Raw genomic sequence first — 24,707 nt, 5'->3', positions numbered from 1 at the left:
TATCTACCTGGCACCCCGATCCAACTGTGGGAGCTGGCTCGCCGACGCTGATCTAACTGACGCACCGCGATCTAGATGTGGGAGCTGGCTTGCCTGCGAAGACGGCCTGACAGCCGATACAGTTGGATCGTGTACATATCCATTCTTGCGGTAACGGCTACTTAGGGCTCCGCCCTGAGGCCATCACCTCCCATCGCCAAGCCTTGAAAGAATTTTCCTACAGGTGTTGACCTTGCCACTACGGGAACCTTTAGGCTTTTTTCCGAGTATGTCCAACCACAAAAACAAGATTCAGGGGTTATCAATGGATACTGCTACCCTGCAACAACGCTCGGATTCCGATCTGTTCACCACCGCCTCGCGGCTGATGACGAATGCCTTGGAACCCGGCGCCAACTACACCCAGGTCACCCGCGCGCTGGAAGCGCTGCTCGCACTGACTCGACAAGGCCTGTCGGGAGACGCTGGCGCCTACGCGCACTATCAGTCAGCCTTGCTGCAATTGCACATTCCAGGTGACCCGCGCACCGAGCCGACCCGGCGCTGGATGGCCAGCGAGGTCTACCGCGTCGAAGATGAGTTCGCCGCCGACGTGCCGGGCTTCACCGCGTTGCCGGTGGAGGAGTTCCGTCAACAGGTCGACGCTGAAATCGCCGCACGTAGCCGGGTCAACCACCCGATGTCGGTACACCTGTTCCAAGGTACGCCGCCGGTGCAGGATGTGCGCTTCTTCCTGGAGCATCACTGGACCCGTTCCTACAACTTCTACAGCCTGCTGGCCGAACTGGCCTTTCGCTTCGAAGCCATCGAGGACGCCTCGGTGTTTTACCGCAACCTGTACGGCGAAGCAGGGGCTGAGACACCGGAGCGTTCGCACCCGGCGATGCTCGCCCATCTGATGGAGTATTTCGATATTCCGCTGGCCATCGACTTCCCCGCGTTGCATGCGCTGGAAAAGGCCTACCTGAATAATCGCATTCGCTGTGTGCGCCACACGGATGTCGCCTGGGGCCTTGCGCTGCTGTATGCGGTGGAGTCGGTCAGTTGCGTCAACCATCGGCGCATCTACGAGCTGTTGCAGCGCCTCGACGTTCCAGAGCAGCCCAGCGAATTCCACCGCTTGCATGGCACCCAGGATGAAATCGACACCGAGGAAATGTGGGCACTGATTGCCAAGTTCGCCAGCGAGGAGGGCTTTCAGCGCACGTTCATGCGCGCACTCAAGCGCCACTTCGAAATCAACAAAGCCTACTTCGACAGCCTGTGGCAGCAGATGCAGGCCCAACGCCTGTCTGCCTGAACGACCTGCGATCCGAAAACAAAAATAATGGAGCACATGATGAGCCCGCATAATTTTTCCCTGCCGCAATTGCAGAATATTCACACGCCCGAAGCCCGTCTGTTGGCGGAAGCCTTGAAGCCGGACGCGACGTTCAATCGCATCGAAATTGCCGCCAATATGCTGCGCGCCCTGTGCGAGACCGGCCAACGTGGCGACGCCGCGAATGCAGCGCAGTGCCAGCAATTGCTGTACATCCTGTCGCTGAGCGATGACGTGGCCACCGCCTCGACCCGGCGCTGGCTGGCCAATGCCGTCTATAGCGTGCAAGAGCGTTTCATGCCGTCAGCCGACCTGGCATCACCCTTGTCCGAGGCTGGTTTCCAGCAACGCCTGGAAGAGCAGATTGCCGCGCAGTCGCGGGAAAACCATCCGATGTCGCAGTATGTGTTTGAAGGCAAAGCCTCTCGCGAGCAACTGCAGGTGTTTTTGCGCCATCAATGGTTCCGCACGTACCGCCTGTACCGGGATGCCGCCGACCTGCTGGTCAACCTGACCGATGTCGACGAGGCGGCCGCCCTGGCGCGTTATCTCTACGGCGAGTTGGGCGAAGAAGACGAGCGGCGCTCCCACCCCCGCCTGTTGGCCAAGCTGCTTGCCGCCGTGGGCCTGAATGCCGATTTCGAGGCGCTCTCGACGATGCCCGAGGAAATCGCCTACCTCAACAACCGCGCACGCTGTTTCCGCAACCCCGATGTCGGCTGGGGCCTGGCGGTGTTCTACATCACCGAACTGGTGGTGCCGGGCAACCACGGCAAGCTGTACAACGCCCTGCGCAATGCGGGCTTGAGCCAGGATGATGCGGAGTACTACGAAGTGCATATCAGCCTGGTGCCGCCGCGGGCCAAGCGTGAATGGGCACTGATCTCACGGCGTATTCCGGACCTCGGGTTCCAGAACGCGTTCCTGACGTCTTTGGCCGAGCACTTCCGGCTGGAGCGGGCTTACTACGATGCAGTCTGGGAAGAAGTACAGCGCGTGAAGTAGCCCTCCCTGGACAACCCGAGTAACTCGACATGCCAAGTCATATCACTGAATCCCGTATCCACGGGGGCGCTTACTCGTCCCCGGAATTTGCTGCGATCTTCTCTGATGCCAATCAGGTGCAGAAGTGGCTCGATGTTGAAACAGCGCTGGCGGCGACCCAGGCGCAGATGGGCCTCATCCCCCACGAGGCCGCCCGGGAGATTGCCCGGGTAGCCAGCGTGGAACTGCTGGACCTCGACGCGTTGGGGCGCGAAGGCCTGGAAACCGGGCACATCCTGGTGCCGACCCTGCGCGCATTGCAGGGGTTATGCGCCGATGGGCTGGGCGAATACGTGCATTACGGCGTGACCACCCAGGACATCCTCGACACCGGGCTGATCCTGCAAATCCGCGATGCCTGGGGCCTGGCGGTGCAGCGCTTGTGCGGGATCCGTGGGCATCTGCTCACGCTCGCCCTGCGCCATAAGCACACGCCGATGGTTGCCAGGACCCATGGTCAACACGCATTGCCCACCACGTTCGGCTACAAGGTGGCGGTGTGGGTCGATGAGATTGATCGACACCTTGAACGCTTTGAAGAAGCCTACGCCCGGGTGATGGTCGGCAACCTGACCGGCGCCGTGGGCACCCTGGCCGGGCTTGGCCCGCAGGGTTTGGAAGTGCAGCGCCGTACCCTGGAAAGCCTCGGCCTGTCGGCACCGTTGAGCAGTTGGCACAGCGCCCGCGACCGAATCCTGGAAGCCGCGTGGTTGCTGGTGCAGGCGTCGGCGACGTTGGGCCGTGTCGCCAATGAGATCTACCACCTGCAGCGCACCGAGATCGACGAAGTGCGCGAGGGGCGGCGAGCCGGGCAAGTGGGGAGTAGCACCATGCCCCACAAGCAAAACCCATCGACGGTGGACCTGATCAGCGCGCTGTCGCGGCTGGTGCGCGCGCAGATGGTTGCGCTGACCGACGCCGCTTTCCAGATGCACGAGCGTGACGGCACCACCTGGCGCATCGAATGGGCGGCCTTACCCGAGCTGTTCATTTACGCCGGTGCGGTGCTCGCTCGTATGGAAGGCTTGCTGCAGGCTGGGCTGCAGGTGCGTGAAGCGCGCATGCGCAGCAACCTGGACTTGCTGGGCGGGCTGATCCTGTCGGAGCGCGTGATGCTTGCGCTGGCGCCTCGGTGTGGCAAGCAGACGGCCCATCATCTGGTGCACGACATCGCCCTGCAGGCCCAGGACGCGGGCGTTTGCTTTCGCGACGCGCTGCTTGGCGACCCTCGGCTGCGCGGTTGTTTCAGCGCGCAAACGCTCGATGACTTGCTTGACCCGACAGCCTACACAGGGCTGGCGGCCGAGATGGTCGATCTGGTGGCAACTAAAGCACGACCTCGCGCTTCAGGCGATGGCGCTGAAGCAGTGATGGCAACCCAAGGCAATACCAGTCAGTCCCTGTACGCTACGGAGGGTATGTGATGGATGCGCAAACATTGGAAAAGACAGCCCGTGCGTCTTGCACCGCACGTTCGGACCACCCGGGCTTTGATCATGACGGCGAGCAATGCCGCCACGAACACAGCCACATCCTCGATTCGAAAACCCACGGTTCGGGTTATGCCGGCCCGCAGAGCCGCAAGATCTTCTGCAGTCATTGTCGCCTGCAACGTTGGCTGGACGTGGAAGCTGCGCTGGCCATGGCCCAGGCCGATGTCAACATCATCCCGCGCGAGGCGGCCCTGGAGATCGAAAAGGCCGCGTTGCTATCGGGCATCAATGTGCGCCAACTGGCCGAGGGCGTGGCTGCCACTGGGCATTCGCTGATGCCATTGCTGAGCGCCCTGCAAAAAAATTGTAGCCCCAGTGCCCGTGAATACGTGCATTACGGCGCTACCACCCAAGACATCCAGGACACCGCCCAATCCCTGGAGATGCGCGATGTTCTTGATGCGATGGATCAGGCCCTGGAGACTTTGCTGGGCAAGTTGTCGACCCTGGCCGATGCGCACCGTGACTCGCTGATGGTCGCCAGGACCCACTCGATTCCCGCTTTGCCGACCACCTTCGGGCTGAAGGTCGCCGGCTGGATCGATGAGCTGTTGCGCCACCGGCAGCGCTTGGCCGAAGCCCGCCAGCGTGTACTGGTGGTGCAACTGTTCGGCGGGGTCGGCACCATGGCGGCGTTCGGCCCGGACGCCATGCCGATGCTGGAGCGTTTTGCCCAGCGGTTGTCGCTGCAAGTGCCCCTGACAGGCTGGCATGTGTCCCGTGACCGCGTTGCGGAGTTCGTCAGCACCCTGGCCATGGTCACCGCCTCGCTGGCCCGCGTAGCCGATGAAATCCGTACGCTCAATCGTTGGGAAATCGCTGAAGTGGAAGTGGGCTGGAGCGACCAGCAGATCGGCAGCAGCACCATGCCGCACAAACGCAACCCCGAAGGCTGCGAGCAGGTGGTGGTGTTGGCACGGCTGGCCAAGGCCCAGGTCATGCTCGCGCTGGACGCGATGATTCTTGAGCATGAGCGCGATTACCGCGGTACGCGCTTGGAGTGGTGCGCGGTCGCGGACGTCTCCCACTATGCGCTGATGGCGCTCTCGATTCTGACCGAGACCATCGATGGGCTCACCGTGAATGTGCAGAAGATGGAAGGCACCGCCCAGGCCTATGGCGATGCCATCTGCACCGAAGCGGTGGTGTTCGAAATGGCGCGCAAGCTGGGCAAGAGCAGCGCCTACCAGATCATCTTCGAAGTATCCCAGGCCAGCCAGCGCAATCACGTGTCGATCCGCGAGGCAATCGAGGCCGATGCGCGGGTGCTTGCGGTCATGAATGACGGCGCCCTGGCCCGGCTGTTCGAGCCCCGTACGCACCTGGGCATGTCCGGGCGCATCGTTGACAACGTACTGGCCAAACTCGCTGGCCACTAACCATTGATCTCTGAACAGATTCGCAAATTCATCAAGGAGCGACAGATGTCCAACGTTATGGAAGTTGATAAAGCCAAGGTCCAGCAGTTTTCGGCGCGCATCATGGAGGATTACGGCAACACGCTGCGCGGCGCCATGCTCTACATCGGCGACCAGCTCGGTTTGTTCAAGGCTTTGGCCGACGGCCAGGCGGTGACCCTGGAAGAGTTGGCGCACAAGACCGGCTACAACGCACGTTACTTGCGCGAATGGCTGGGCAGCATGGCCACCGGCAATTATGTGACCTACGACGCGCAAACCCGCCGTTACCAAATGCCCGCCGAGTTTGTGCCGGTGCTGGCCGATGAAGACTCGCCGTATTTTGCCGGTGGCATTATCCAGCTGAGCGTGCCGTTCGTGAGCATGGCGCCCAAGGTCATCGAGGCCTTCCGCCATGGTGGTGGTTGCGCTGAAGAGGCGTTCCCGCTGGAAACCTGGAAAGGCATGGAGCGCATGACCATGCCCTGGTACAAGCACTACCTGGTCCAGCACTGGATTCCATCCCTGGACGGCGTCGAAGAGAAGCTCAAGACCGGCGGCAGTGTGCTGGATTTCGGCTGCGGTGCGGGCCTTGCAGCGATCACCATGGCCAAGGCCTACCCCGAGGCGCGCATTGTCGGCTGCGATTTCCACCTGCCTTCCATCGAGTTGGCGCGGGCCAACGCCGAGGCGGCTGGCGTGGGTGACCGGGTGCAATTCGAGGTGAACGACTCCGATGCCTTGCGCGGCCAGCAATTCGACTTCGTGACCACCTTTGTGGTGATCCACGATGCCACCGACCCTCAGCAGATGCTCAAGGATTTGCGCGCCGCCACGGCCGAAGACGGTACCTACCTGATGGTGGAGCTCAACCTGTCCGAAGAACTGCACGAGAACATGAACTTGTTCGGGCGCGTCATGTACCCGCAGAGCACGCTCTATTGCATGACCTGTTCGCTGTCCCATGGTGGGGCAGGGCTGGGGGCATTCATGGGCGAGAAGCGTGCCCGCCAGATGGCTGAGGCAGCCGGGTTCAGCCGCTTTCGTAAAGTGCCTTCGCAGTGGCCACCGATGCCGGCGCTCTTCGAACTCAAGCCTTGATAGGAAGCATCCACGAGTCGCTTTGCGCAGTAAGGCAATTTAATGGCCCCTTTGTAACAAAATCCTCGCCAAAATCACTTTTATTTTCAGGTGGTTAGGTGAGGATGCAAATGCGCTCTGTGGGAATGATGCTGATTGCCTGCTCCCTGGCCGGCGGCGCGACTGTCGCGCAGGCCAGGGAATTGCGCGAGGGTGACAAGTACATGTGCAGTTGGGGCGCAGGCACGGCCGCCAGGGCCCAGGAGCTAAAGTTATCCGGCGTTTCGCTATACGCGGCCCGGCAGAAGATCCAGACCCTCAAGTTCAGCAAATCGTGGATGCGCATGATGGCCATGGGCATCACCGAGCAGACCTATGACAGCCGCTCAAGGCTCAAGCCCGAGGCGATTCGTCAAAGCTTTTACCAGGATTGCCTGCGCTACAAGGTCGCGCGCAAGTAATCCGTAGCCCGCACCAGCCGTGGGGCCTTTACAAATCCACGACAAACCCCGTGTGAGTATTTGCATACAATTGCGCACTTCTTGATGGAGGCGGGTATGCAAGTGCTGATTCGAACGGCGACACCTGATGACGTCGACACGCTGTGCGCGATTCGCACCTCGGTAGTGCAAAACCACCTGAGCCTTGAACAGATGGCTGGCCTGGGGATTACCCCGCAGGTATTGAGCGATACGTTGCGCGCAGCACCTTGCGGCTGGTCCGTTGTGGGGCCGGTCGATGGTGATGACGTTCGTTATGAAAAGCGCAGGGCGCCATAAGGCCATGAATGCCCCGGAGCCTCCATCATCCAACAGCTTGCGCTACCTCGCGGTGGGTGTGCTTGGCGTCGCCGTGCTGCTGGGGTTCTATTTCATTCAACTTAACGCCAAGGTCGACCGCCAGCGCGAAGAGGCGGCTGAACGCCTGACGCTGTGTCGTCATCTGGAGGCCGTGGTGGGCGCCACAGCTTCCAGTCGTGAGGCCCTTCAAGAAACATGCAAGCAGTTAAGTGAACAGTTAATTGAAAGCGCTGCGCCCGATTAATAACCATTTTTTCTACAGGGACTTACTGTCGTTACTTGCACCAAAAAGTAGCACGAGTACTGCCTTCCACCTTAAAAAACATGTGGTTATTGAATGACTTACGACGCTTTCAATCCGACGAAAGGATTAAAATAATCTTGTTACATGTTTTTACAATCGCTACTATAGCCGGGCGTTCACCTCCCACGGTTTATGCATTTTTAAATCCCAAGTTTCCATCAGCTACTTGGGATTTTTTTTGCCCGCGATTTAATCTCGGCCTGTCGTTCATGGCCGGTGACGCCCTACAAAGTGAGGGCTGGCTAACACTTTTGCATTAATTGTCCGGCGGCCGGCAAAACCTTATCTATGCTGCTTGCATCACCTCAATCGGGTAGAACCCAGGGACGGGGGGCTGATCATGATTTCCATCACCGAATTCAACCGCATCATGGCCTCAGGCTTCCTGCCGCTTGCGTGCGAGTGCTGCCTCAACAGCGACGGCTCGCTGCGCATCAGCGTGTTCGAGCCCACGTCCGGTCGTGTCGACTTGCTGTTGACCCGTGTATCGCCCGAGGGCCTGGACAGCATCCGTGCCATCTCCAACCTGATTGGTGAGTTGCGTACCGAGATAAAGGCCGGGCGCCGTGGGTTTGCTGCGGTAGGTTAGCGGCCGTCCAGCGCGTCAGAGGCGCCGCAGGAAGGATTTGACGATGTGGCGGGTGGCGTCCGTGGTGTCCAGCTCATCCAGGGCGCTGTAGGCATACCACTGGCAATCGACAATCTCGTTGCACGGCCGTGCCTCGTCGATATTGACCACCGAGGCCTCGAACACATGGTGGACGGTGTCGCGGGCCTTGAGCTCCTGCAGGTACAGCAAGCCGTCCACGTTTAAACCGGTTTCTTCTTCCAGCTCGCGTTCCGCCGCGCCTACCGGGCGCTCGTGCGCTTCTACTTTCCCGCCGGGCAATGCCCATTTTGATCTGGCTTTACGCACGAAGAGGATGTGCCCCTCATGTTCGCAAATGACAGTCGCCCTAATTTTCATCGGATGTGCCCCCGCGCCGGATGAATGTCATAAAAGTGTAATGCAAATGTCATGCTAAGTGGTTATGGCGCGCCAGGGCCGGTATGTGGATACTGCCCGATTGACGAATACGACCGAGGACATTAGATGAAGACCATACGCTGGGGCATGATCGGCTGTGGCAGTGTCACTGAATTGAAGAGTGGACCGGCTTTCTATAAAGCGCCAGGTTCGGCATTGGTCGCCGTGATGGGGCGGCGTGCCGAGGCGGTGCGCGATTATGCGGCGCGCCATGGCATTGCTCGTTGCTATACCGATGCCCAGGCCTTGATCGATGACCCCGAGGTGGATGCGGTCTACATCGCCACTCCGCCCGCCAGTCACCTTGAGTACGCCCTGAGAGTGGCCGCGGCGGGCAAACATTGTTGCGTCGAAAAGCCGATGTCGCTGAATGCTGAACAGAGCGCGTTGATGCAGCGCACATTCGAGCGCGCCGGGCTGCACCTGTTTGTCTCCTACTACCGGCGTTCATTGCCACGCTTCCAGCAAGTGCGCACTTGGCTGCAGGAAGGCCGTATCGGTGAGTTGCGCCACCTGACCTGGACCTTGTGCAAACCCGCTGCCGTAACAGACTCCGACGCCACCAATTGGCGCACCGATCCGGCCATTGCCGGTGGCGGTTACTTTGCCGACCTGGCGAGCCATGGGTTCGACCTGTTCCAGTACCTGGCCGGGGACATCGTCGAGGTCTCAGGCTTTTCGGCGCGACAGGCTGGGCGCTACGCGGCAGAAGATGCCGTGACGGCCTGCTGGACATTTGCCAGCGGTGCATTGGGCATGGGCTGCTGGAATTTTGTGGCGGACCGACGCGAAGACCGGGTCGAACTGATCGGCAGTCGCGGTCGTATTCAGTTTTCGGTGTTCGAGGACCAGCCGCTGCGTCTTGAAGGCGAGACCACCGAGGTGTTGGACGTGCCGTGTCACATCCATATTCAATGGCACCATGTCATGAACATGAACGCGCATATTCGTGGCGAGGCCGAGCATCCGTCGCTGGGCATCGAAGCGCTGAAGACCGATATCATCCTGGACAAGGTGTTACACCGTTACTCCCAGCATCCCTAGGCGTGGCGATAGCGTAAGGCTTTACTCTTTTAAAGGAATACCGGGATGAAATACTGGATGGTGGTGTGGCTGCTGATGGCCACCGCGGTAACGGCGGCGCCACGCAGCCAAGGGCAGGCGGGTGAGTTTGATTTCTATGTGCTATCGCTCTCGTGGTCACCCACGTTTTGCCTCACGCACCCAGGCAACGAGCAATGCTCAGGTAAAGGCTACGGCTTTGTGCTGCATGGTTTGTGGCCGCAATACGCGCGAGGAGGGTGGCCTGCGTCCTGCACACCGCAGACGCGCTTGAGCGAGGCAGAAATGGACAAGGGCGCGGCGCTGTTTCCCACCCGCACGCTGCTCAAGCATGAATGGGCCAAGCATGGCACCTGCAGTGGGCTGGAGCCGTTGGAGTATCTGGAGAAGACCGATGTGGCGCTCGGTGCGGTTGCCATTCCGCAGCAACTGCAGCCGTTCAATACGCCGCCGTCATTGCAGGCCCACGAGATCGAGGCGCTGTTTCGCGAAAGCAACCCACGCATGGGCAACCACGGTATGGCGGTGATCTGCAAGGGCAAGGTGCTGTCGGAAGTGCGGGTGTGCCTGACCAAGGATCTCGCGTTTGCCGGTTGCCCGCGCAGTGTGAAGAGCCAATGTCGGAGGGGCGATATTCGTATTCCCACCCAGCGCTGAGAGATGCCCTGGATCCCACTATGAAAGCTGGCTTGTTGGGTCGCCGTATCGCGGCGATGGCGGCGTGCCAGCCGATGGCTATCTACCTGACGCCCCCGCGATCCAACTGTGGGAGCTGGCTTGCCTGCGATAGCGGCCTGACAGCCAACACAGCTGGATTGTGTACATATCCATTCCTGCGGTAACGGCTACTTAGGGTTCCGCCCTGACGGCGGGTCACTTTCGAAAAGCGCGAAAGTAACCAAAGCGCTCTTGCCCCACCACTCGGCACCTCGCTTAGGCTCGGTGTGCCCGAACACAGGCTTGAATCCGTGGGCCGCCGCCACGCGCCATCCATGGCGCGGGGCGGCTAACCCGGCGTCCTGCCGGGTTACCCACGAATTCAAGCCTGCGTTCGGCCAGCGTGGTTTAACGGGGCGCCTGAGATCAAGATCAAAAGCAGATCAAGATCAAGATCAAGATCAAGAGCGGCTCGCTTCGCATCGTGGTTACCTGTGGGCGGCACATTCGACATCTCTGTCGATTGAACGGCCGCCATCGCAGGCAAGCCAGCTCCCACAGTTGATCGCGGGGGCACTAATCAGATCAGCGTCCGTTTCTGAAGTACCCAGGGGCATTTTCTTCAATACCCTCGTGTCCCTGCGCGGTACCGTGATCTAAACCTCGTTTGGGATCACAAAAGGAACTGCAATGAGCTTGATTCTCTCCATGGCCGCCTTTGCCCTGGCCACGTCCATCACGCCGGGACCGGTGAATGTGGTCGCTTTAAGTTCTGGCGCACGTTTTGGTTTCGTCGCCAGTCAGAAACATGTCTTCGGCGCCGCCGTGGGTTTTACCTTGTTATTGGTGTTGATCGGCCTGGGGTTGCATGAAGTATTGGTGCGCTGGCCGATCCTGATTCAATTGATCCGCTGGGGCGGCGTGGCGTTCTTGTTGTATATGGCTTGGAAGCTGGCGGTGGATGATGGCCGGCTGGACGCTGACGGTGCGCACACCGCGCCGTCGATGTTGTATGGCGCGATCATGCAGTGGCTCAACCCGAAAGCCTGGCTGGCGTGTGTGGCAGGCATGGGGTTGTTCGTGGCCGATGGCGATGCGGCGCAGGTGTGGTTGTTTGCCGCGCTTTACCTGGTGATCTGCTACCTGTCGGTGGCGTGCTGGGCGTATGCGGGGACGTTTTTGCGCCGCTACTTGAACAACCCCAAAGGTGTGCGCCTGTTTAACCGCTCAATGGCCGCGTTGCTGGTGGCCAGTGTGGGTTATTTGCTGATGGCTTGAGGTTCTCGCGGTATTGCCCCGGCGTGGCCGCGAAGTGTTGTTTGAAGGTGCGCTGGAAGTGTGCCTGGTCGGCAAAGCCCGCGGCCAGGGCGACGTCGGCAATCAGTGCGCCATTGCGCAGTTGGCTGCGGGCGAACTGGATGCGGCGGTTGACCATGAAGGCGTGGGGCGTCAAGCCGTAATAGTGCTTGAATGCGCGGATCAGATAAGACGGCGACAGCTCGGCGGCCTGGCAGATGTCTTCGAGTTTCAAGGCCTGCGTGCAGTGGGCGCGGATGTAGTCGGCGGCGCGTTCCAGTTTGTGGTTGACCTCGCGTACCGGCGTCAACGGAGGATTCAGGCGCTGTTGCACCTCGGTGAAGTAACTCACCAGCGCGCTCTGTTTTTGCAGCAGTTCGGCCTGTTCATCCACAAGCGTGCGGTACAGGTCGAGCAAGCCGTGGTACAGCCCGGTGTCGCGAGTATGGGGTGTGTCGAATGGCCGGTAGCCCTGGTCGGTACTGAACCCCAGCTGGTATTGCAGGTCGGTCAGCCAGGGCGTGTCGAGGTATAGCATGTGGTAGGACCAGGGCTGGTCATGGATGGGGTTGCACGCATGCACATCGCCGGGGTTCATCAGCACCACGGTGCCGGCGCTGATTTCGAAGGTGTGCGCGCCGTAGTGGTAATAGCTGCAGCCCGTGGTGATCGCGCCGATGGAAAAATGCTCATGGGCGTGTCGGGTATAGGTGACCTTGCGCCCGTCGGCGATGCTGCGGGCTTCGATGAACGGCAGGCGTTCGTCGCGCCAGAAGCGCGGCGTGTCTGCGGGACGGGCGATCGGGCTGAGCGACATGGCGTTATTTCTCCTGCATTTTCACCCGCGTTACGTCAGGCCGGTACCAAAAAAGCGGCCTTGAGCAACTGCCGGGTATAGGCATGTTGCGGGTCGGCAAAAATAGCCTGGGCATCGCCTTGCTCCACCACCTGGCCTTGCTTGACCACCATCAATTGGTGACTCAGCGCCTTAACCACCGCCAGGTCATGGCTGATAAACAGGTAGGTCAGGTTGTACTTGGCCTGCAAGCCGCGCAGCAACTCTACCACCTGGCGTTGTACCGTGCGGTCCAGGGCCGAGGTGGGTTCGTCCAGCAGGATCAGGCGCGGCTTGAGCACCAGCGCTCGGGCAATGGCGATGCGTTGGCGCTGGCCGCCGGAGAATTCATGGGGGTAGCGATGCCGGGATTCGGGGTCCAGGCCCACCTCCTTGAGCGCCGCGATAATCGCCGCTTCTTGTTCGGCGGGCGTGCCCATCTTGTGGATACGCAGGCCTTCGCCAACGATCTCGCTGACGCACATGCGCGGGCTCAGGCTGCCGAACGGGTCCTGGAACACCACCTGCATTTCCCGGCGCAACGGGCGCACCTGCTGTTGGCTGAGGCGGTCCAGTTGCTGGCCTTCGAAGCGAATCCCGCCCTGGCTGCCGATCAGGCGCAAAATTGCCAGGCCCAGGGTGGACTTGCCCGAGCCACTTTCGCCAACGATGCCCAGGGTTTGCCCCTGAGGCAGGCTGAAGTTGATGCCGTCCACGGCCTTGACGTAATCCACGGTATTGCGCAAAAAGCCTTTCTTGATCGGAAACCAGACTTTAAGGTCATCCACTTCCAGCAGCGGTGGGCCGACCGCGTTGTTGGCCGGACCGCCACTGGGCTCCGCCGCGAGCAGTTCCTGGGTGTAGGGGTGTTGGGGCGACTGGAACAGTGTCTCGCAATCGGCCTGTTCAACGATGCAACCTTGCTGCATCACGCACACACGGTGGGCGATGCGCCGTACCAGGTTGAGGTCGTGGCTGATCAGCAACAGCGCCATGCCCAGCCGCGCCTGCAGCTCCTTGAGCAATTCCAGGATCTTCAACTGCACGGTGACATCCAGCGCCGTGGTCGGCTCGTCGGCAATCAACAACTCCGGCTCGTTGGCCAGGGCCATGGCGATCATCACCCGCTGGCGCTGGCCGCCGGACAGCTCGTGGGGCAACGCCTTGAGGCGTTTGTGTGGCTCGGGGATACCCACCAGCTCCAGCAATTCCAACGTGCGCTCGGTGGCGACCTTGCCGGTCAGGCCCTTGTGCAGGCCGAGCACTTCGTTGATCTGTTTTTCGATGGAGTGCAGCGGGTTCAACGAGGTCATCGGCTCCTGAAAGATCATCGCAATGCGGTTGCCGCGTATATGCCGCAGGGTCTTCTCTTTGAGCGTCAGCAGGTCTTGCCCTGAATACTCGATAGTGCCCGACGGATGCCTGGCCAACGGGTAGGGCAGCAGGCGCAGGATCGAATGGGCGGTGACCGATTTGCCCGAACCGCTTTCACCCACCAGCGCCAGGGTTTCGCCGCGCTTGATGTCGAAGCTCACGTGGTTGACCACCCGGTGATGATGCTCGCCGGTGACGAACTCGACACTGAGGTCGCGGATTTCGATCAGGTTGTCCGGATTCATCTCATTTCCTCGGGTCGAACGCATCGCGAGCGGACTCGCCGATAAACACCAGCAGGCTCAACATGATCGCCAGCACCGCAAAGGCACTCATGCCCAGCCACGGCGCTTGCAGGTTGGATTTGCCCTGGGCCACCAGCTCACCCAGCGACGGCGAACCTGCCGGCAGCCCGAAGCCGAGAAAGTCCAGGGCGGTCAGGGTGCCAATGGCGCCGGTAAGGATGAAGGGCAGGAAGGTCATGGTCGAGACCATCGCATTGGGCAGGATGTGGCGAAACATGATGGCGCCGTTCTGCATGCCCAACGCCCGCGCAGCCCGCACGTACTCCAGGTTGCGTCCGCGCAGGAACTCGGCGCGTACCACATCCACCAGGCTCATCCAGGAAAACAACAGCATGATCCCCAGCAGCCACCAGAAGTTGGGTTGCACGAAGCTGGCCAGGATGATCAACAGGTAGAGCACCGGCAAGCCGGACCAGATCTCCAGGAAGCGTTGCCCGGCCAGGTCGACCCAACCGCCATAGAAGCCCTGCAAGGCGCCGGCAATCACGCCGATGATTGAGCTGAGTATGGTCAGGGTCAGGGCGAAGAGCACCGACACGCGAAAGCCGTAGATCACCCGCGCGAGCACATCACGCCCCTGGTCATCGGTGCCCAGCAGGTTGACCGAGGACGGCGGCGCCGGGGCCGGGACTTTCAGGTCGTAATTGATGCTCTGGTAGCTGAACGGAATCGGCGCCCACAAGGTCCAGGCGTCCTTGGCTTTTAGCAGTTCCTGGATGTACGGGCTCTTGTAGTTGGCTTCCAGCGGGAATTCACCGCCGAAGGTAGTCTCCGGGTAGCGCTTGAGCGCCGGGAAGTACCAGCCGCCGTCGAAGTGCACCGCCAGGGGCTTGTCGTTGGCGATCAACTCGGCGCCCAGGCTCAGCACGAACAGTACCAGGAACAGCCACAGCGACCACCAGCCACGCTTGTTGGCCTTGAACCGCTCGAACCGGCGGCGATTGAGGGGGGACAGGTTCATCTCAATGCTCCCGGCTGGCAAAGTCGATACGCGGATCGACCAGGGTGTAGGTGAGGTCGCCGATCAGTTTCACGATCAGCCCCAGCAGGGTGAAGATAAACAGCGTGCCGAACACCACCGGGTAGTCACGGTTGATCGCCGCTTCAAAGCTCATCAGGCCCAGGCCGTCGAGGGAGAAGATCACCTCCACCAGCAACGAGCCGGTAAAGAAGATGCCAATGAAGGCCGAAGGGAAACCGGCGATCACCAGCAGCATCGCGTTGCGGAACACGTGGCCATACAGCACGCGGCGATTGGTCAGGCCCTTGGCCTTGGCGGTGACCACGTACTGCTTGTTGATCTCGTCGAGAAAGCTGTTCTTGGTCAGCAGGGTCATGGTCGCGAAGTTGCCGATCACTAGGGCGGTGACAGGCAGCGCCAGGTGCCAGAAGTAATCGAGGATCTTGCCGCCCCAACTCAACTCCTCGAAGTTGTTGGAGGTGAGCCCGCGCAAGGGGAACCAGTCGAAATAACTGCCACCGGCAAACACCACGATCAGCAAAATAGCAAACAGGAACGCCGGTATCGCGTAGCCGACGATGATCGCCGAGCTGGTCCACACATCGAAATGGCTACCGTGGCGCGTGGCCTTGGCGATCCCCAAGGGGATGGACACCAGGTACATGATCAGGGTGCTCCACAACCCGAGGGAAATGGACACCGGCATCTTTTCCTTGATCAGGTCGATGACCTTGGCGTCTCGGAAAAAGCTGTCACCGAAGTCCAGCTGGGCGTAGTTCTTGACCATGATCCACAAGCGTTCCGGCGCCGACTTGTCGAAGCCGTACATCTTTTCGATTTCCTTGATCAGCGCCGGGTCCAGGCCCTGGGCGCCACGGTAGCTGGAACCGGCCACCGCGACTTCGGCGCCGCCGCCAGCAATGCGGCTGGTGGCGCCGTCGAAGCCTTCGAGCTTGGCGATCATTTGCTCCACCGGGCCGCCGGGAGCGGCCTGGATGATGACGAAGTTGATCAGCAAGATCCCGAACAGCGTGGGGATGATCAGCAACAGGCGGCGAACAATATAGGCCAGCATTTAATCGCCTCCGCTCGCCGTATCGGCGCGTGTGTCCAGGGGGACGGCAGGTGTGACGTCGGGTTTGCTCCACCAGGTCGCGGTGCCGACGTCGTAGCGTGGCGAGACCTTGGGGTGGCCCAGGTGGTCCCAATACGCCACGCGGAAGGTCTTGATGTGCCAGTTGGGAATCACGTAGTAACCAAACTGCAGCACACGATCCAGCGCCCTGGCGTGGGCGATCAGGCTTTGGCGCGAACCGGCGTCGATCAGCTCTTCCACCAACTGGTCGACCGCAGGGTCCTTGAGGCCCATGTAGTTGCGGCTGCCGGGCTTGTCGGCGCTGGAGGATTTCCAGAACTCGCGCTGCTCGTTACCCGGCGAGGTGGATTGCGGGAAGCTGCCCACCAGCATGTCGAAGTCGCGTGAGCGCAAGCGGTTGACGAACTGCGAGACGTCCACGCGACGAATCACCAGATCGATGCCCAGGTCTGCCAGGTTGCGCTTGAACGGCAGCAGGATGCGCTCGAACTCGGTCTGGGCCAGCAGGAACTCAATGGTCACTGGCTTGCCGGTGCTGTCGACCATTTTGTCGTCAACAATCTTCCAGCCCGCTTCCTGCAGCAGTTGGTAGGCCTCGCGTTGCTGGGTGCGGATCATGCCGCTGCCGTCGGTGTGGGACGGTTCGAACGCCTGGGTGAAGACTTCGCCAGGGATCTTGTCGCGCAGCGGCTCGAGAATCGCCAGCTCGTCCGGACCGGGTAGGCCGGTGGCGGCCATTTCCGAGTTTTCGAAATAGCTGCGGGTACGGGTGTAGGCACCGTTGAACAGCTGCTTGTTGCTCCATTCGAAATCCAGCAACAGGCTGATGGCCTTGCGCACCCGCACGTCCTGGAACATCGGCTTGCGCATGTTGAACACAAAACCCTGCATGCCGGTAGGGTTGCCGTTGGGGATTTCTTCCTTGATCAAGCGGCCTTCTTTCACCGCTGGAATGTTGTAGGCATTGGCCCAGTTCTTGGCGCTGAACTCCAGCCAGTAGTCGAACTGCCCGGCCTTCAAGGCTTCCAGGGAGACAGTGCTGTCGCGGTAGTAATCGGTGATGCGGGTATCGAAGTTGTAGAAGCCCTTATTGACCGGCAGGTCCTTGGCCCAATAATCCTTGACCCGCTCGTAGCGAATCATGCGGCCCGGCTTGACCTCGGCCACTTGGTAAGGCCCGCTGCCCAGGGGGATTTCCAGGTTGCCCTTGGAAAAATCCCGGCTGGCCCACCAGTGTTTGGGCAGTACTGGCAACTGCCCAAGGATCAACGGCAACTCGCGGTTGTTGGTGCGCTTGAACTTGAACAGCACGCGCAACGGGTCTTCGGCCACCACCTCATCGACGTCGGCGTAGTAGTTGCGGTACAGCGGGTTGCCTTCCTTGATCAGGGTCTGGAAGGTAAACACCACGTCTTCGGCGCGTATCGGGTGGCCGTCATGGAAGCGCGCTTCGGGGCGCAGGTAGAAGCGCACCCAGCTGTTGTCCGGGGCTTTTTCGATCTTGCCGGCCACCAGGCCGTATTCGGTGATGGGTTCGTCCAGGCTCTGCATGGCCAGGGTGTCGTAGATCAGCGGCAGGTTATCCGCCGGCACGCCCTTGCTGATGTAGGGGTTGAGGCTGTCGAAGCCGCCCATGGCCGATTCGCGGAAGGTGCCGCCCTTGGGGGCGTCGGGGTTTACGTAGTCAAAATGCTTGAAGCCGGCGGGGTACTTGGGGGGCTCGTTGTAGAGAGTCAGCGCATGTTGTGGCGCGGCGTGCGCCGCAGTGCACAGCAACAGGCTGGCGAGCAGGGTAGTACGCAAGGACATCATTGGGCTTTCTCCGAAGCTTTCAGCCACCACGCGCTCAGACCCAGGCTGTAGGGCGGCGTGGTGACGAAGGCGAACCGGTTGCGGTACGCCAGGCGATGATAGTTGAGGTACCAGTTGGGAATGCTGTAGTGCTGCCACAGCAGCACCCGGTCCAGGGCGCGGCCGGCGGCCAGTTGTTCTTCGCGGGTCTGCGCCGCCAGCAGTTGGTCCAGCAGGTGGTCGACCACCGGGTTGGCGATACCGGCGTAATTCTTGCTGCCCTTGATTGCGGCCTGGCTGGAGTGGAAGTACTGCCACTGCTCAAGGCCGGGGCTCAAGGTCTGGTTGAGGGTCATCAGAATCATGTCGAAATCGAATTGATCGAGGCGCTGTTTGTACTGTGCGCGGTCAACGGTGCGCAAGCGGGCGTCGATGCCGATGCGGGTCAGATTTTCGACATAAGGTTGCAGGATGCGCTCAAGGTTCGGGTTGACCAGCAGGATTTCCAGACGCAGCGGTTGCCCGTCCTTATCCAGTAGGCGCTGCCCCGACAGTTTCCAGCCGGCCTCGCCGAGCAGGGCCAGGGCCTGGCGCAGGGTTTCGCGGGGGATGCCGCGGCCGTCGGTGTGCGGCAGGCTGAACGGCTGGGTAAACAGCGCGGCCGGCAGTTGGTCGCGGTAGGGCGAGAGCATCAACCACTCATGGCCCACGGGCAGGCCGGTGGCCGAGAATTCACTGTTGGGGTAATAGCTCACCGAACGCTTATAGGCGCTGCTGAACAGCGTGCGGTTGGTCCATTCAAAATCGAACATCAACCCCAGGGCTTCGCGCACCTTGGCCTGGCTGAACGCCGGTCGCCGGGTATTCATGAACAGGCCCTGGCTTTGAGTGGGGATCTGATGGGCGATCTGCGCCTTGATCACATCGCCGCGGTTGACCGCCGGGAAGGTGTAGCCTGTGGCCCAGTTTTTGGCCTGATGCTCGATATAAATATCGAATTCACCGGCCTTGAAGGCTTCAAAGGCCACGTCACTGTCGCGATAGAACTCCACTTCGACCTTGTCGTAGTTATAGAAACCCTGGTTGACCGGCAGGTCTTTGCCCCAGTAATCCTTGACCCGTTCAAACACCAGTTGCCGCCCAGGCGCAACCTTGGTGATGCGATAAGGCCCACTGCCCAGGGGCGGCTCGAAGGTGGTGGCCTTGAAGTCACGGTTTTTCCAATAGTGCTGGGGCAGCACCGGCAACTCGCCCAGGCGCAGGATCAGCAAGGGGTTGCCGGCGCGCTTGAACACAAAGCGGATACGGTGGGGGTTGAGGATGTCGACCCGGGCCACTTCCTGCAGGTTGGTGCGGTACTGCGGATGGCCTTCGGTCAGCAGGGTGCGATAGGAGAACGCTACGTCATCGGCGGTGATCGGCTTGCCGTCGTGAAAGTGCGCTTCGGGGCGCAGGTTGAACACCACCCAACTGCGGTCCTCGCTGTATTCCACCGATTGGGCAATCAGGCCATAGCTTGAGGTGGGTTCATCGCCGGACGGCGCGTATTGCCCGGTGCCCACCATCAAGGGTTCATTGAGCTCGTTGACGCCGTACTGCAGGAAATTGGCGGTGGAAACCGGGCTTGAACCTTTGAAGGTGTAGGGGTTGAGCGTATCGAAGGTGCCAAATGCCATCACCCGCAATGTCCCGCCTTTGGGCGCTGCAGGGTTTACCCAATCGTAATGGGTGAATTTGGCCGGGTACTTGAGTGTGCCGAACTGCGCATAACCGTGGCTTTCGGTGATCGTCGCGTTCGCTGCAAAGCTCAAGGCCAGACTTATTAGTAGAAGGAGGGGACGCTTCAAGTCAGAGATCCGATCCAGGCGGCTTGGGCTTTATGATCGGTACAGTAACAGCTTGTTCCGGTTGGAAAAAGGCTGTCGGGAAGGCCATTTTGCGGACTGCAAGCTATTGGACGGTGTGAAGGTCAAATGTGGGAGCTGGCTTGCCTGCGATAGCATCACTGCGGTCTGACTGATAGACCGAGGTGCCTGCATCGCAGGCAAGCCAGCTCCCACACAAGCCAGCTCTCCCCGAGGTATTAGCGCGGCCCGGAAACCACCAGCATCTGCCCTGGTTTCAATGCCTGGCCGGTGCGCGGGTTCCAACGCTTGAGATGTTGCATCTCGACATTGAAGCGCTTGGCCACCATGTACAGCGAGTCACCTTTCTTGACCTTGTACTGCACCGGTTTTTTCGCCGCGACTTTACGCGTGTCCTGCATTACCAGGGTCTGGCCGACCTTGAGGGCCTGGCCGTTGAGCTTGTTCCAGCGCTGCAGGTCATGCACATCGACCTTGTTGGCCTTGGCGATCAGTGTGAGGTTGTCGCCACTGCGTACCTTGTAGCTGCGGGTACGCCCGGCAACCGCCTTGGTCTCGACTTCGTCGAACACCGGCTTCTTAGGGCGCATGCTCAGCAACTCTTCCGGCTTCATCGTCGAAAGGGTGCTGGTCAGCAGTTGGGCCTTGGAGGTCGGCACCAGCAGATGCTGGGGGCCGTCCAGGGTGGTGCGTTGTTTCAAGGCCGGGTTGAGCTGGAACAGTTCGTCTTCGTCGATCTCGGCCAGCGCGGCAACCCGTGACAGGTCCATGCTTTGCTTGACTTCAACGACCTCGAAGTACGGCGTGTTGGCAATCGGGTTCAGGTTGACGCCGTAGGCTTCGGGCGCCAGTACTACTTGGGACAAGGCCAGGAACTTGGGCACATAGTCCTTGGTTTCCTGGGGCAGAGGCAGGTTCCAGTAGTCGGTGGGCAGGCCGAGCTTTTCGTTGCGCTCGATCGCCCGGCTGACGGTGCCTTCGCCGGCGTTATAGGCCGCCAGGGCCAGCAGCCAGTCGCCGTTGAACATGTCATGCAGACGCGTCAGATAGTCCAGGGCGGCGGTGGTGGAAGCGGTGATATCGCGGCGGCCATCGTAGGCGCGGGTCTGGCGCAGGTTGAAGTAGCGCCCGGTGGAGGGAATGAACTGCCATAAGCCGACCGCATCGCTGCGCGAATAAGCCATCGGGTTGTAGGCACTTTCAATCACTGGCAGCAGCGCCAGCTCCAGGGGCATGTTGCGTTCTTCAAGGCGTTCGACGATGTAATGAATGTAGAGGCTGCCGCGTTCGCCGGCATTCTCCAGAAAGGAGGGGTTGCTGGCGAACCACAGGCGCTGTTGCTCGATGCGCGGGTTGACGCCGACACCGTCCTGCAATTGAAAGCCCCGACGCATGCGTTCCCAGACGTCCTGGGGTACTTCGGGGCTGGGCTTCTCTGATAGCCAAATAGGTTTTTGCTTGATCTTGGCAGCAAGATTCGGTTTGGGTTGCACGGTGGATTGTGCAGCGTAATGAGTCGATTGGCAGCCCGCCAGAGTTGCGGAAACGGCCACCGCCACGGCTTGAGCCAGGCGGGTCAATGCGTCTGAAGAAATGGATTTACGAATAGATGACGACATTGGCTGGAAGTAAGTTCCGGGCAAAAATGTCGGGCGATTCTAGAAAGCGCTTTGGTTCCGGTCAACCATTCAGAAATTACGTATCAGATTGCATCTGGTTAGAACTTATCTTTCCAAGCCCTCAAGCTAGCAAACACCTCGGCCCCAGAGCGGTTGTCGCGGCCGTTCCGTTCGTCCGCTTTTTGTTTAACGGATGTTTCAGCGGTGCGCAGAAAAGGGTTAGTACGTTTTTCCAAGGCCAGGTTGGAGGGCAGCGTCATCTCGCCACGGGCGCGAAGTTGGGCGACATTTTCCACACGTTCGGCGATGTCGGCATTGTGCGGTTCCACGGCTTGGGCAAATTTCAAGTTACTTTGCGTGTATTCATGGGTGCAGTACACCTGCGTATCGGCGGGCAGGGCGGCCAGGCGTCCCAGAGAGTTGTACATCTGTTCGGGTGTACCTTCGAACAGGCGACCGCAACCGGCGGCGAACAAGGTATCGCCACACAGCAATACGCCTTGGTGATAAAAGGCGATGTGGCCGAGGGTGTGGCCTGGCACGGCGTACACGTCGAAGTCCCAGCCCAGCACGCGGATATGGTCGTTATCGTGCAAGGCCACATCCCGCGCCGGGATCTTTTCGTTTGCAGGGCCATAAACCTTGGCGCCGGTGGCATTTTTCAGTTGCTCGACACCGCCTACATGATCATGGTGATGGTGGGTAACCAGTATGTCGCTGAGGCGCCACTCGGCATTCTGCTTGAGCCAGGCCAGCACTGGCGTGGCATCGCCGGGGTCGACCACGGCGCAGCGCTGGGTCGTAGGGTCTTGTAACAACCAGATGTAGTTGTCGGTAAAGGCGGGTAGGGCACTGATCTGTATCATTCTTCGATTCGCCAAGCTGAACACATTGGTGCATCTTAGAACGTCTAGGCGAGTTGGAGAATGCAATGACTGATAAAGCGTTCGCCCAGGCCGATCCTGAGTGGCTGGCCCTGATCAGCGCGGCCCGCGAATGGTTGTCCGGGCCGATTGGGCAGTTTTTGCTGGAAGAAGAGCGGCGCATGCTCGAAGACGAGCTGGGCCGGTTCTTTGGTGGCTACCTGGTGCATTACGGACCGTCGGCCGACACGCCTCCATCGGCGCCGCAGGTGCAACGCAATGTGCGCCTGGGTGCACCGTTGCCGGGCGTGGAGATCGTCTGCGAGGAACAGGCCTGGCCCTTGAGCGAACACGCCGCCGATGTGGTGGTGTTGCAGCACGGCCTGGATTTCTGCTTGTCACCCCACGGTTTGTTGCGCGAAGCGGCGAGCAGCGTGCGCCCTGGTGGCCATTTGCTGATTGTCGGCATTAACCCCTGGAGCAGTTGGGGCCTGCGCCGTGTGTTCGCCCATGACGGACTGCGCCAGGCGCGTTGCATCGCGCCATCGCGGGTGGGCGACTGGCTCAACCTGCTGGGCTTCGCGCTGGAGAAACGCCGCTTCGGGTGCTATCGTCCGCCGCTTGCGACTGCCAAGTGGCAGGGCCGTCTGGCCGGTTGGGAACGCCGGGCAGGAGCCTGGCAGCTGTCGGGTGGCGGCTTCTATTTGTTGGTTGCACGCAAGATCGTGGTCGGGCTGAGACCGTTGCAGCAAGTGCGCCGCGAGCCGATCGGCAAGCTCGTGCCGATGCCGTTGGCCAAGGTCAACCGCGAACAAGGCGAACCGTAAAACCTCTTTTTGATTTCAGGCCGAATAACCGATGACCGATAGCGTAGAACTCTTCACCGATGGCGCCTGCAAAGGCAACCCGGGCCCAGGCGGCTGGGGCGCCTTGCTGGTGTGCAAGGGCGTGGAGAAGGAACTGTGGGGCGGCGAAGCCAATACCACCAATAATCGTATGGAATTGATGGGCGCCATTCGCGGCCTCGAAGAACTCAAGCGGCGTTGCAACGTACTGCTGGTGACCGACTCGCAATATGTGATGAAGGGCATCAACGAGTGGATGGTCAACTGGAAAAAGCGCGGCTGGAAAACGGCGGCCAAGGAGCCGGTCAAGAACGCCGACCTGTGGCAATTGCTCGATGAACAGTGCAACCGTCACGACATCACCTGGAAATGGGTACGCGGGCACATCGGCCACCCTGGCAACGAGCGCGCCGACCAGTTGGCCAACCGTGGCGTGGATGAAGTGCGCGGGTACAAGCAGAGCTGAATCAACGACATCGCAGCGGCCGCTCGAGCCGCTGCTTCAACGCCGCCATCGCATGTGGCGAATCCACTTTGCTAAACCTTGTAAATAACTGTTGGGTGTCCACCGGGGGTTGGGGGCCATGGGCGCTTCGTTTACAGGGCGTGCTAATATCCCGCCCCTTGAACTGTACCGAACCGTTGAGAGCTGAACCCTGATGGCCATCCGATCTGTTGTACTCGATACCGAAACCACCGGCATGCCGGTGACCGATGGTCACCGGATCATCGAAATCGGCTGTGTCGAACTGATGGGGCGCCGCCTGACCGGCCGCCACTTCCACGTCTACCTGCAACCGGACCGCGACAGTGACGAGGGCGCGATTGGCGTCCACGGCATCACTGACGAATTCCTCAAGGGCAAGCCGCGCTTCGCCGAAGTGGCCGATGAGTTCTTCGAATTCATCAATGGCGCCCAGTTGATCATCCATAACGCGGCGTTCGACATCGGCTTCATCAACAACGAATTTGCCCTGATGGGGCAGACCGACCGTGCGGACATCTCCCAGCACTGTACGATCCTCGATACCCTGATGATGGCCCGCGAGCGTCACCCGGGCCAGCGCAACAGCCTCGATGCCTTGTGCAAGCGCTATGGCGTCGACAACTCCGGCCGTGAACTCCACGGCGCCTTGCTTGACTCCGAGATCCTGGCCGACGTTTACCTGACCATGACCGGCGGGCAGACCAGCCTGTCCCTGGCCGGTAATGCATCCGATGGCAGCGGTTCGGCGGAAGGGTCGGGCAACCGCCCTTCGGAAATCCGCCGCTTGCCAGCTGATCGCAAGCCGACGCCGATCATCCGTGCCAGCGAGCAGGACCTGGCCGAGCATGCGGCAAGGCTGGAGGCGATTGCCAAGGCAGCCGGTGCGCCGGCGTTGTGGACTCAACTCACTCAGCAATAACCGCTCATGTAGGAGCAGGCTTGCAGCCATGGGTACTTACACAGTTGCATCTGTGGCGAGGGAGCTTGCTCCCGTGACGGCCTGCCAGCCAACACCTATCTACCTGACGCTGCGCGATCAAACTGTGGGAGCGGGCTTGCTCGCGAATGCGGCCTGACAGTCAACACGGTTGGATTGGGTACATCTCCATTCCTGCGGTAACGGCCACTTAGCGTTCCGCTCTGACAGCGGGTCACTTTGGAAAAACCGGAGTGCCGGTCCAGCCC

24 protein-coding genes are annotated in these 24,707 nt (G+C 60.5%); 15 read left to right on the top strand and 9 right to left on the bottom strand.

Going from position 1 to position 24,707, the window contains the following annotated elements:
- The first annotated feature begins 304 nt into the window (after positions 1–304).
- From CLM72_RS15640 to CLM72_RS15600, 9 genes are all read left to right on the top strand, one after another.
- Complete coding sequence (locus tag CLM72_RS15640; RefSeq protein WP_105227066.1) at positions 305–1,300, top strand: HOASN domain-containing protein; 996 nt, start codon at positions 305–307, stop codon at positions 1,298–1,300.
- A 39-nt stretch (positions 1,301–1,339) separates the two neighbouring features.
- The gene (locus CLM72_RS15635) at positions 1,340–2,326 is read left to right on the top strand and encodes an HOASN domain-containing protein (RefSeq protein WP_105227065.1); all 987 of its coding nucleotides are present in this window, start codon (positions 1,340–1,342) and stop codon (positions 2,324–2,326) included.
- A gap of 29 nt (positions 2,327–2,355) precedes the next feature.
- Positions 2,356–3,789, top strand: a complete 1,434-nt coding sequence (gene purB, locus CLM72_RS15630; RefSeq protein ID WP_105227064.1) for an adenylosuccinate lyase — start codon at positions 2,356–2,358, stop codon at positions 3,787–3,789.
- Entirely contained in the window at positions 3,789–5,237 is a 1,449-nt protein-coding gene (locus CLM72_RS15625) for an adenylosuccinate lyase family protein (protein WP_105227063.1), read from the top strand. Before purB ends, CLM72_RS15625 begins: the two co-directional genes overlap by 1 nt.
- 45 nt (positions 5,238–5,282) lie before the next feature.
- Positions 5,283–6,356 carry a class I SAM-dependent methyltransferase gene (locus CLM72_RS15620; RefSeq protein ID WP_014718237.1) on the top strand — a complete coding sequence of 358 codons (1,074 nt, stop codon included), beginning with the start codon at positions 5,283–5,285 and terminating at the stop codon, positions 6,354–6,356.
- A 110-nt stretch (positions 6,357–6,466) separates the two neighbouring features.
- Positions 6,467–6,796, top strand: a complete 330-nt coding sequence (locus CLM72_RS15615) for a hypothetical protein (protein WP_003191756.1) — start codon at positions 6,467–6,469, stop codon at positions 6,794–6,796.
- A gap of 96 nt (positions 6,797–6,892) precedes the next feature.
- On the top strand, positions 6,893–7,114 hold the full coding sequence (locus tag CLM72_RS15610; RefSeq protein ID WP_105227062.1) for a hypothetical protein: 222 nt from the start codon (positions 6,893–6,895) through the stop codon (positions 7,112–7,114).
- Between the two features lie 4 nt (positions 7,115–7,118).
- Entirely contained in the window at positions 7,119–7,379 is a 261-nt protein-coding gene (locus CLM72_RS15605) for a hypothetical protein (RefSeq protein ID WP_105227061.1), read from the top strand.
- 400 nt (positions 7,380–7,779) lie between these two features.
- Positions 7,780–8,028, top strand: a complete 249-nt coding sequence (locus CLM72_RS15600) for a DUF1652 domain-containing protein (protein ID WP_105227060.1) — start codon at positions 7,780–7,782, stop codon at positions 8,026–8,028.
- 15 nt (positions 8,029–8,043) lie between these two features.
- Here the strand turns inward: CLM72_RS15600 and CLM72_RS15595 are convergent, their stop codons facing one another.
- Positions 8,044–8,406, bottom strand: coding sequence for an NUDIX hydrolase (locus CLM72_RS15595; RefSeq protein ID WP_014718243.1), 363 nt, complete (start codon positions 8,404–8,406; stop codon positions 8,044–8,046).
- 126 nt (positions 8,407–8,532) lie between these two features.
- Here CLM72_RS15595 and CLM72_RS15590 point away from each other — a divergent pair, with 126 nt between their 5' ends.
- The 3 genes from CLM72_RS15590 to CLM72_RS15580 all read left to right on the top strand — a co-directional run bounded on the left by CLM72_RS15590 (position 8,533) and on the right by CLM72_RS15580 (position 11,463).
- On the top strand, positions 8,533–9,510 hold the full coding sequence (locus tag CLM72_RS15590; protein WP_105227059.1) for a Gfo/Idh/MocA family protein: 978 nt from the start codon (positions 8,533–8,535) through the stop codon (positions 9,508–9,510).
- Between the two features lie 45 nt (positions 9,511–9,555).
- The gene (locus CLM72_RS15585; protein WP_105227058.1) at positions 9,556–10,185 is read left to right on the top strand and encodes a ribonuclease T2; all 630 of its coding nucleotides are present in this window, start codon (positions 9,556–9,558) and stop codon (positions 10,183–10,185) included.
- A 690-nt stretch (positions 10,186–10,875) separates the two neighbouring features.
- Positions 10,876–11,463, top strand: a complete 588-nt coding sequence (locus CLM72_RS15580) for a LysE family translocator (RefSeq protein WP_054897493.1) — start codon at positions 10,876–10,878, stop codon at positions 11,461–11,463.
- On the opposite strand, the gene CLM72_RS15575 is transcribed toward CLM72_RS15580, so the two are convergent.
- The 8 genes from CLM72_RS15575 to gloB all read right to left on the bottom strand — a co-directional run bounded on the left by CLM72_RS15575 (position 11,405) and on the right by gloB (position 22,193).
- Complete coding sequence (locus CLM72_RS15575) at positions 11,405–12,298, bottom strand: AraC family transcriptional regulator (protein ID WP_105227057.1); 894 nt, start codon at positions 12,296–12,298, stop codon at positions 11,405–11,407. The genes CLM72_RS15580 and CLM72_RS15575 overlap by 59 nt on opposite strands.
- Before the next feature lie 35 nt (positions 12,299–12,333).
- Entirely contained in the window at positions 12,334–13,935 is a 1,602-nt protein-coding gene (locus CLM72_RS15570) for an ABC transporter ATP-binding protein (RefSeq protein ID WP_105227056.1), read from the bottom strand.
- A gap of 1 nt (position 13,936) precedes the next feature.
- Entirely contained in the window at positions 13,937–14,956 is a 1,020-nt protein-coding gene (locus CLM72_RS15565) for an ABC transporter permease (RefSeq protein ID WP_003190688.1), read from the bottom strand.
- Position 14,957: 1 nt separating this feature from the next.
- Positions 14,958–16,031, bottom strand: a complete 1,074-nt coding sequence (locus CLM72_RS15560) for a microcin C ABC transporter permease YejB (RefSeq protein ID WP_034126078.1) — start codon at positions 16,029–16,031, stop codon at positions 14,958–14,960.
- Positions 16,032–17,864: an extracellular solute-binding protein gene (locus CLM72_RS15555; RefSeq protein WP_105227055.1), complete on the bottom strand. Its 1,833-nt coding sequence runs from the start codon at positions 17,862–17,864 to the stop codon at positions 16,032–16,034.
- A complete protein-coding gene (locus CLM72_RS15550; RefSeq protein WP_105227054.1) occupies positions 17,861–19,690 on the bottom strand; it encodes an extracellular solute-binding protein in 1,830 nt (609 codons plus the stop codon). Before CLM72_RS15550 ends, CLM72_RS15555 begins: the two co-directional genes overlap by 4 nt.
- Before the next feature lie 236 nt (positions 19,691–19,926).
- Positions 19,927–21,327, bottom strand: a complete 1,401-nt coding sequence (locus tag CLM72_RS15545) for a transglycosylase SLT domain-containing protein (protein ID WP_003190692.1) — start codon at positions 21,325–21,327, stop codon at positions 19,927–19,929.
- Positions 21,328–21,425: 98 nt separating this feature from the next.
- Positions 21,426–22,193, bottom strand: coding sequence for a hydroxyacylglutathione hydrolase (gloB, locus tag CLM72_RS15540; RefSeq protein WP_105227053.1), 768 nt, complete (start codon positions 22,191–22,193; stop codon positions 21,426–21,428).
- A 65-nt stretch (positions 22,194–22,258) separates the two neighbouring features.
- Here gloB and CLM72_RS15535 point away from each other — a divergent pair, with 65 nt between their 5' ends.
- The 3 genes from CLM72_RS15535 (at position 22,259) to dnaQ (ending at position 24,441) form a co-directional block, all read left to right on the top strand.
- Complete coding sequence (locus CLM72_RS15535) at positions 22,259–23,017, top strand: class I SAM-dependent methyltransferase (protein WP_034126074.1); 759 nt, start codon at positions 22,259–22,261, stop codon at positions 23,015–23,017.
- Positions 23,018–23,048: 31 nt separating this feature from the next.
- A complete protein-coding gene (gene rnhA / locus CLM72_RS15530) occupies positions 23,049–23,501 on the top strand; it encodes a ribonuclease HI (protein ID WP_003173571.1) in 453 nt (150 codons plus the stop codon).
- A 199-nt stretch (positions 23,502–23,700) separates the two neighbouring features.
- A complete protein-coding gene (dnaQ, locus tag CLM72_RS15525; protein WP_164692278.1) occupies positions 23,701–24,441 on the top strand; it encodes a DNA polymerase III subunit epsilon in 741 nt (246 codons plus the stop codon).
- The last annotated feature ends 266 nt before the right edge of the window (positions 24,442–24,707 follow it).

Origin of the sequence: Pseudomonas sp. MYb193 (assembly GCF_002966775.1) — a bacterium.
GTDB classification, from domain to species: Bacteria; Pseudomonadota; Gammaproteobacteria; order Pseudomonadales; family Pseudomonadaceae; genus Aquipseudomonas; species Aquipseudomonas paracarnis.
This window is presented reverse-complemented; position numbering and strand designations above follow the sequence as displayed.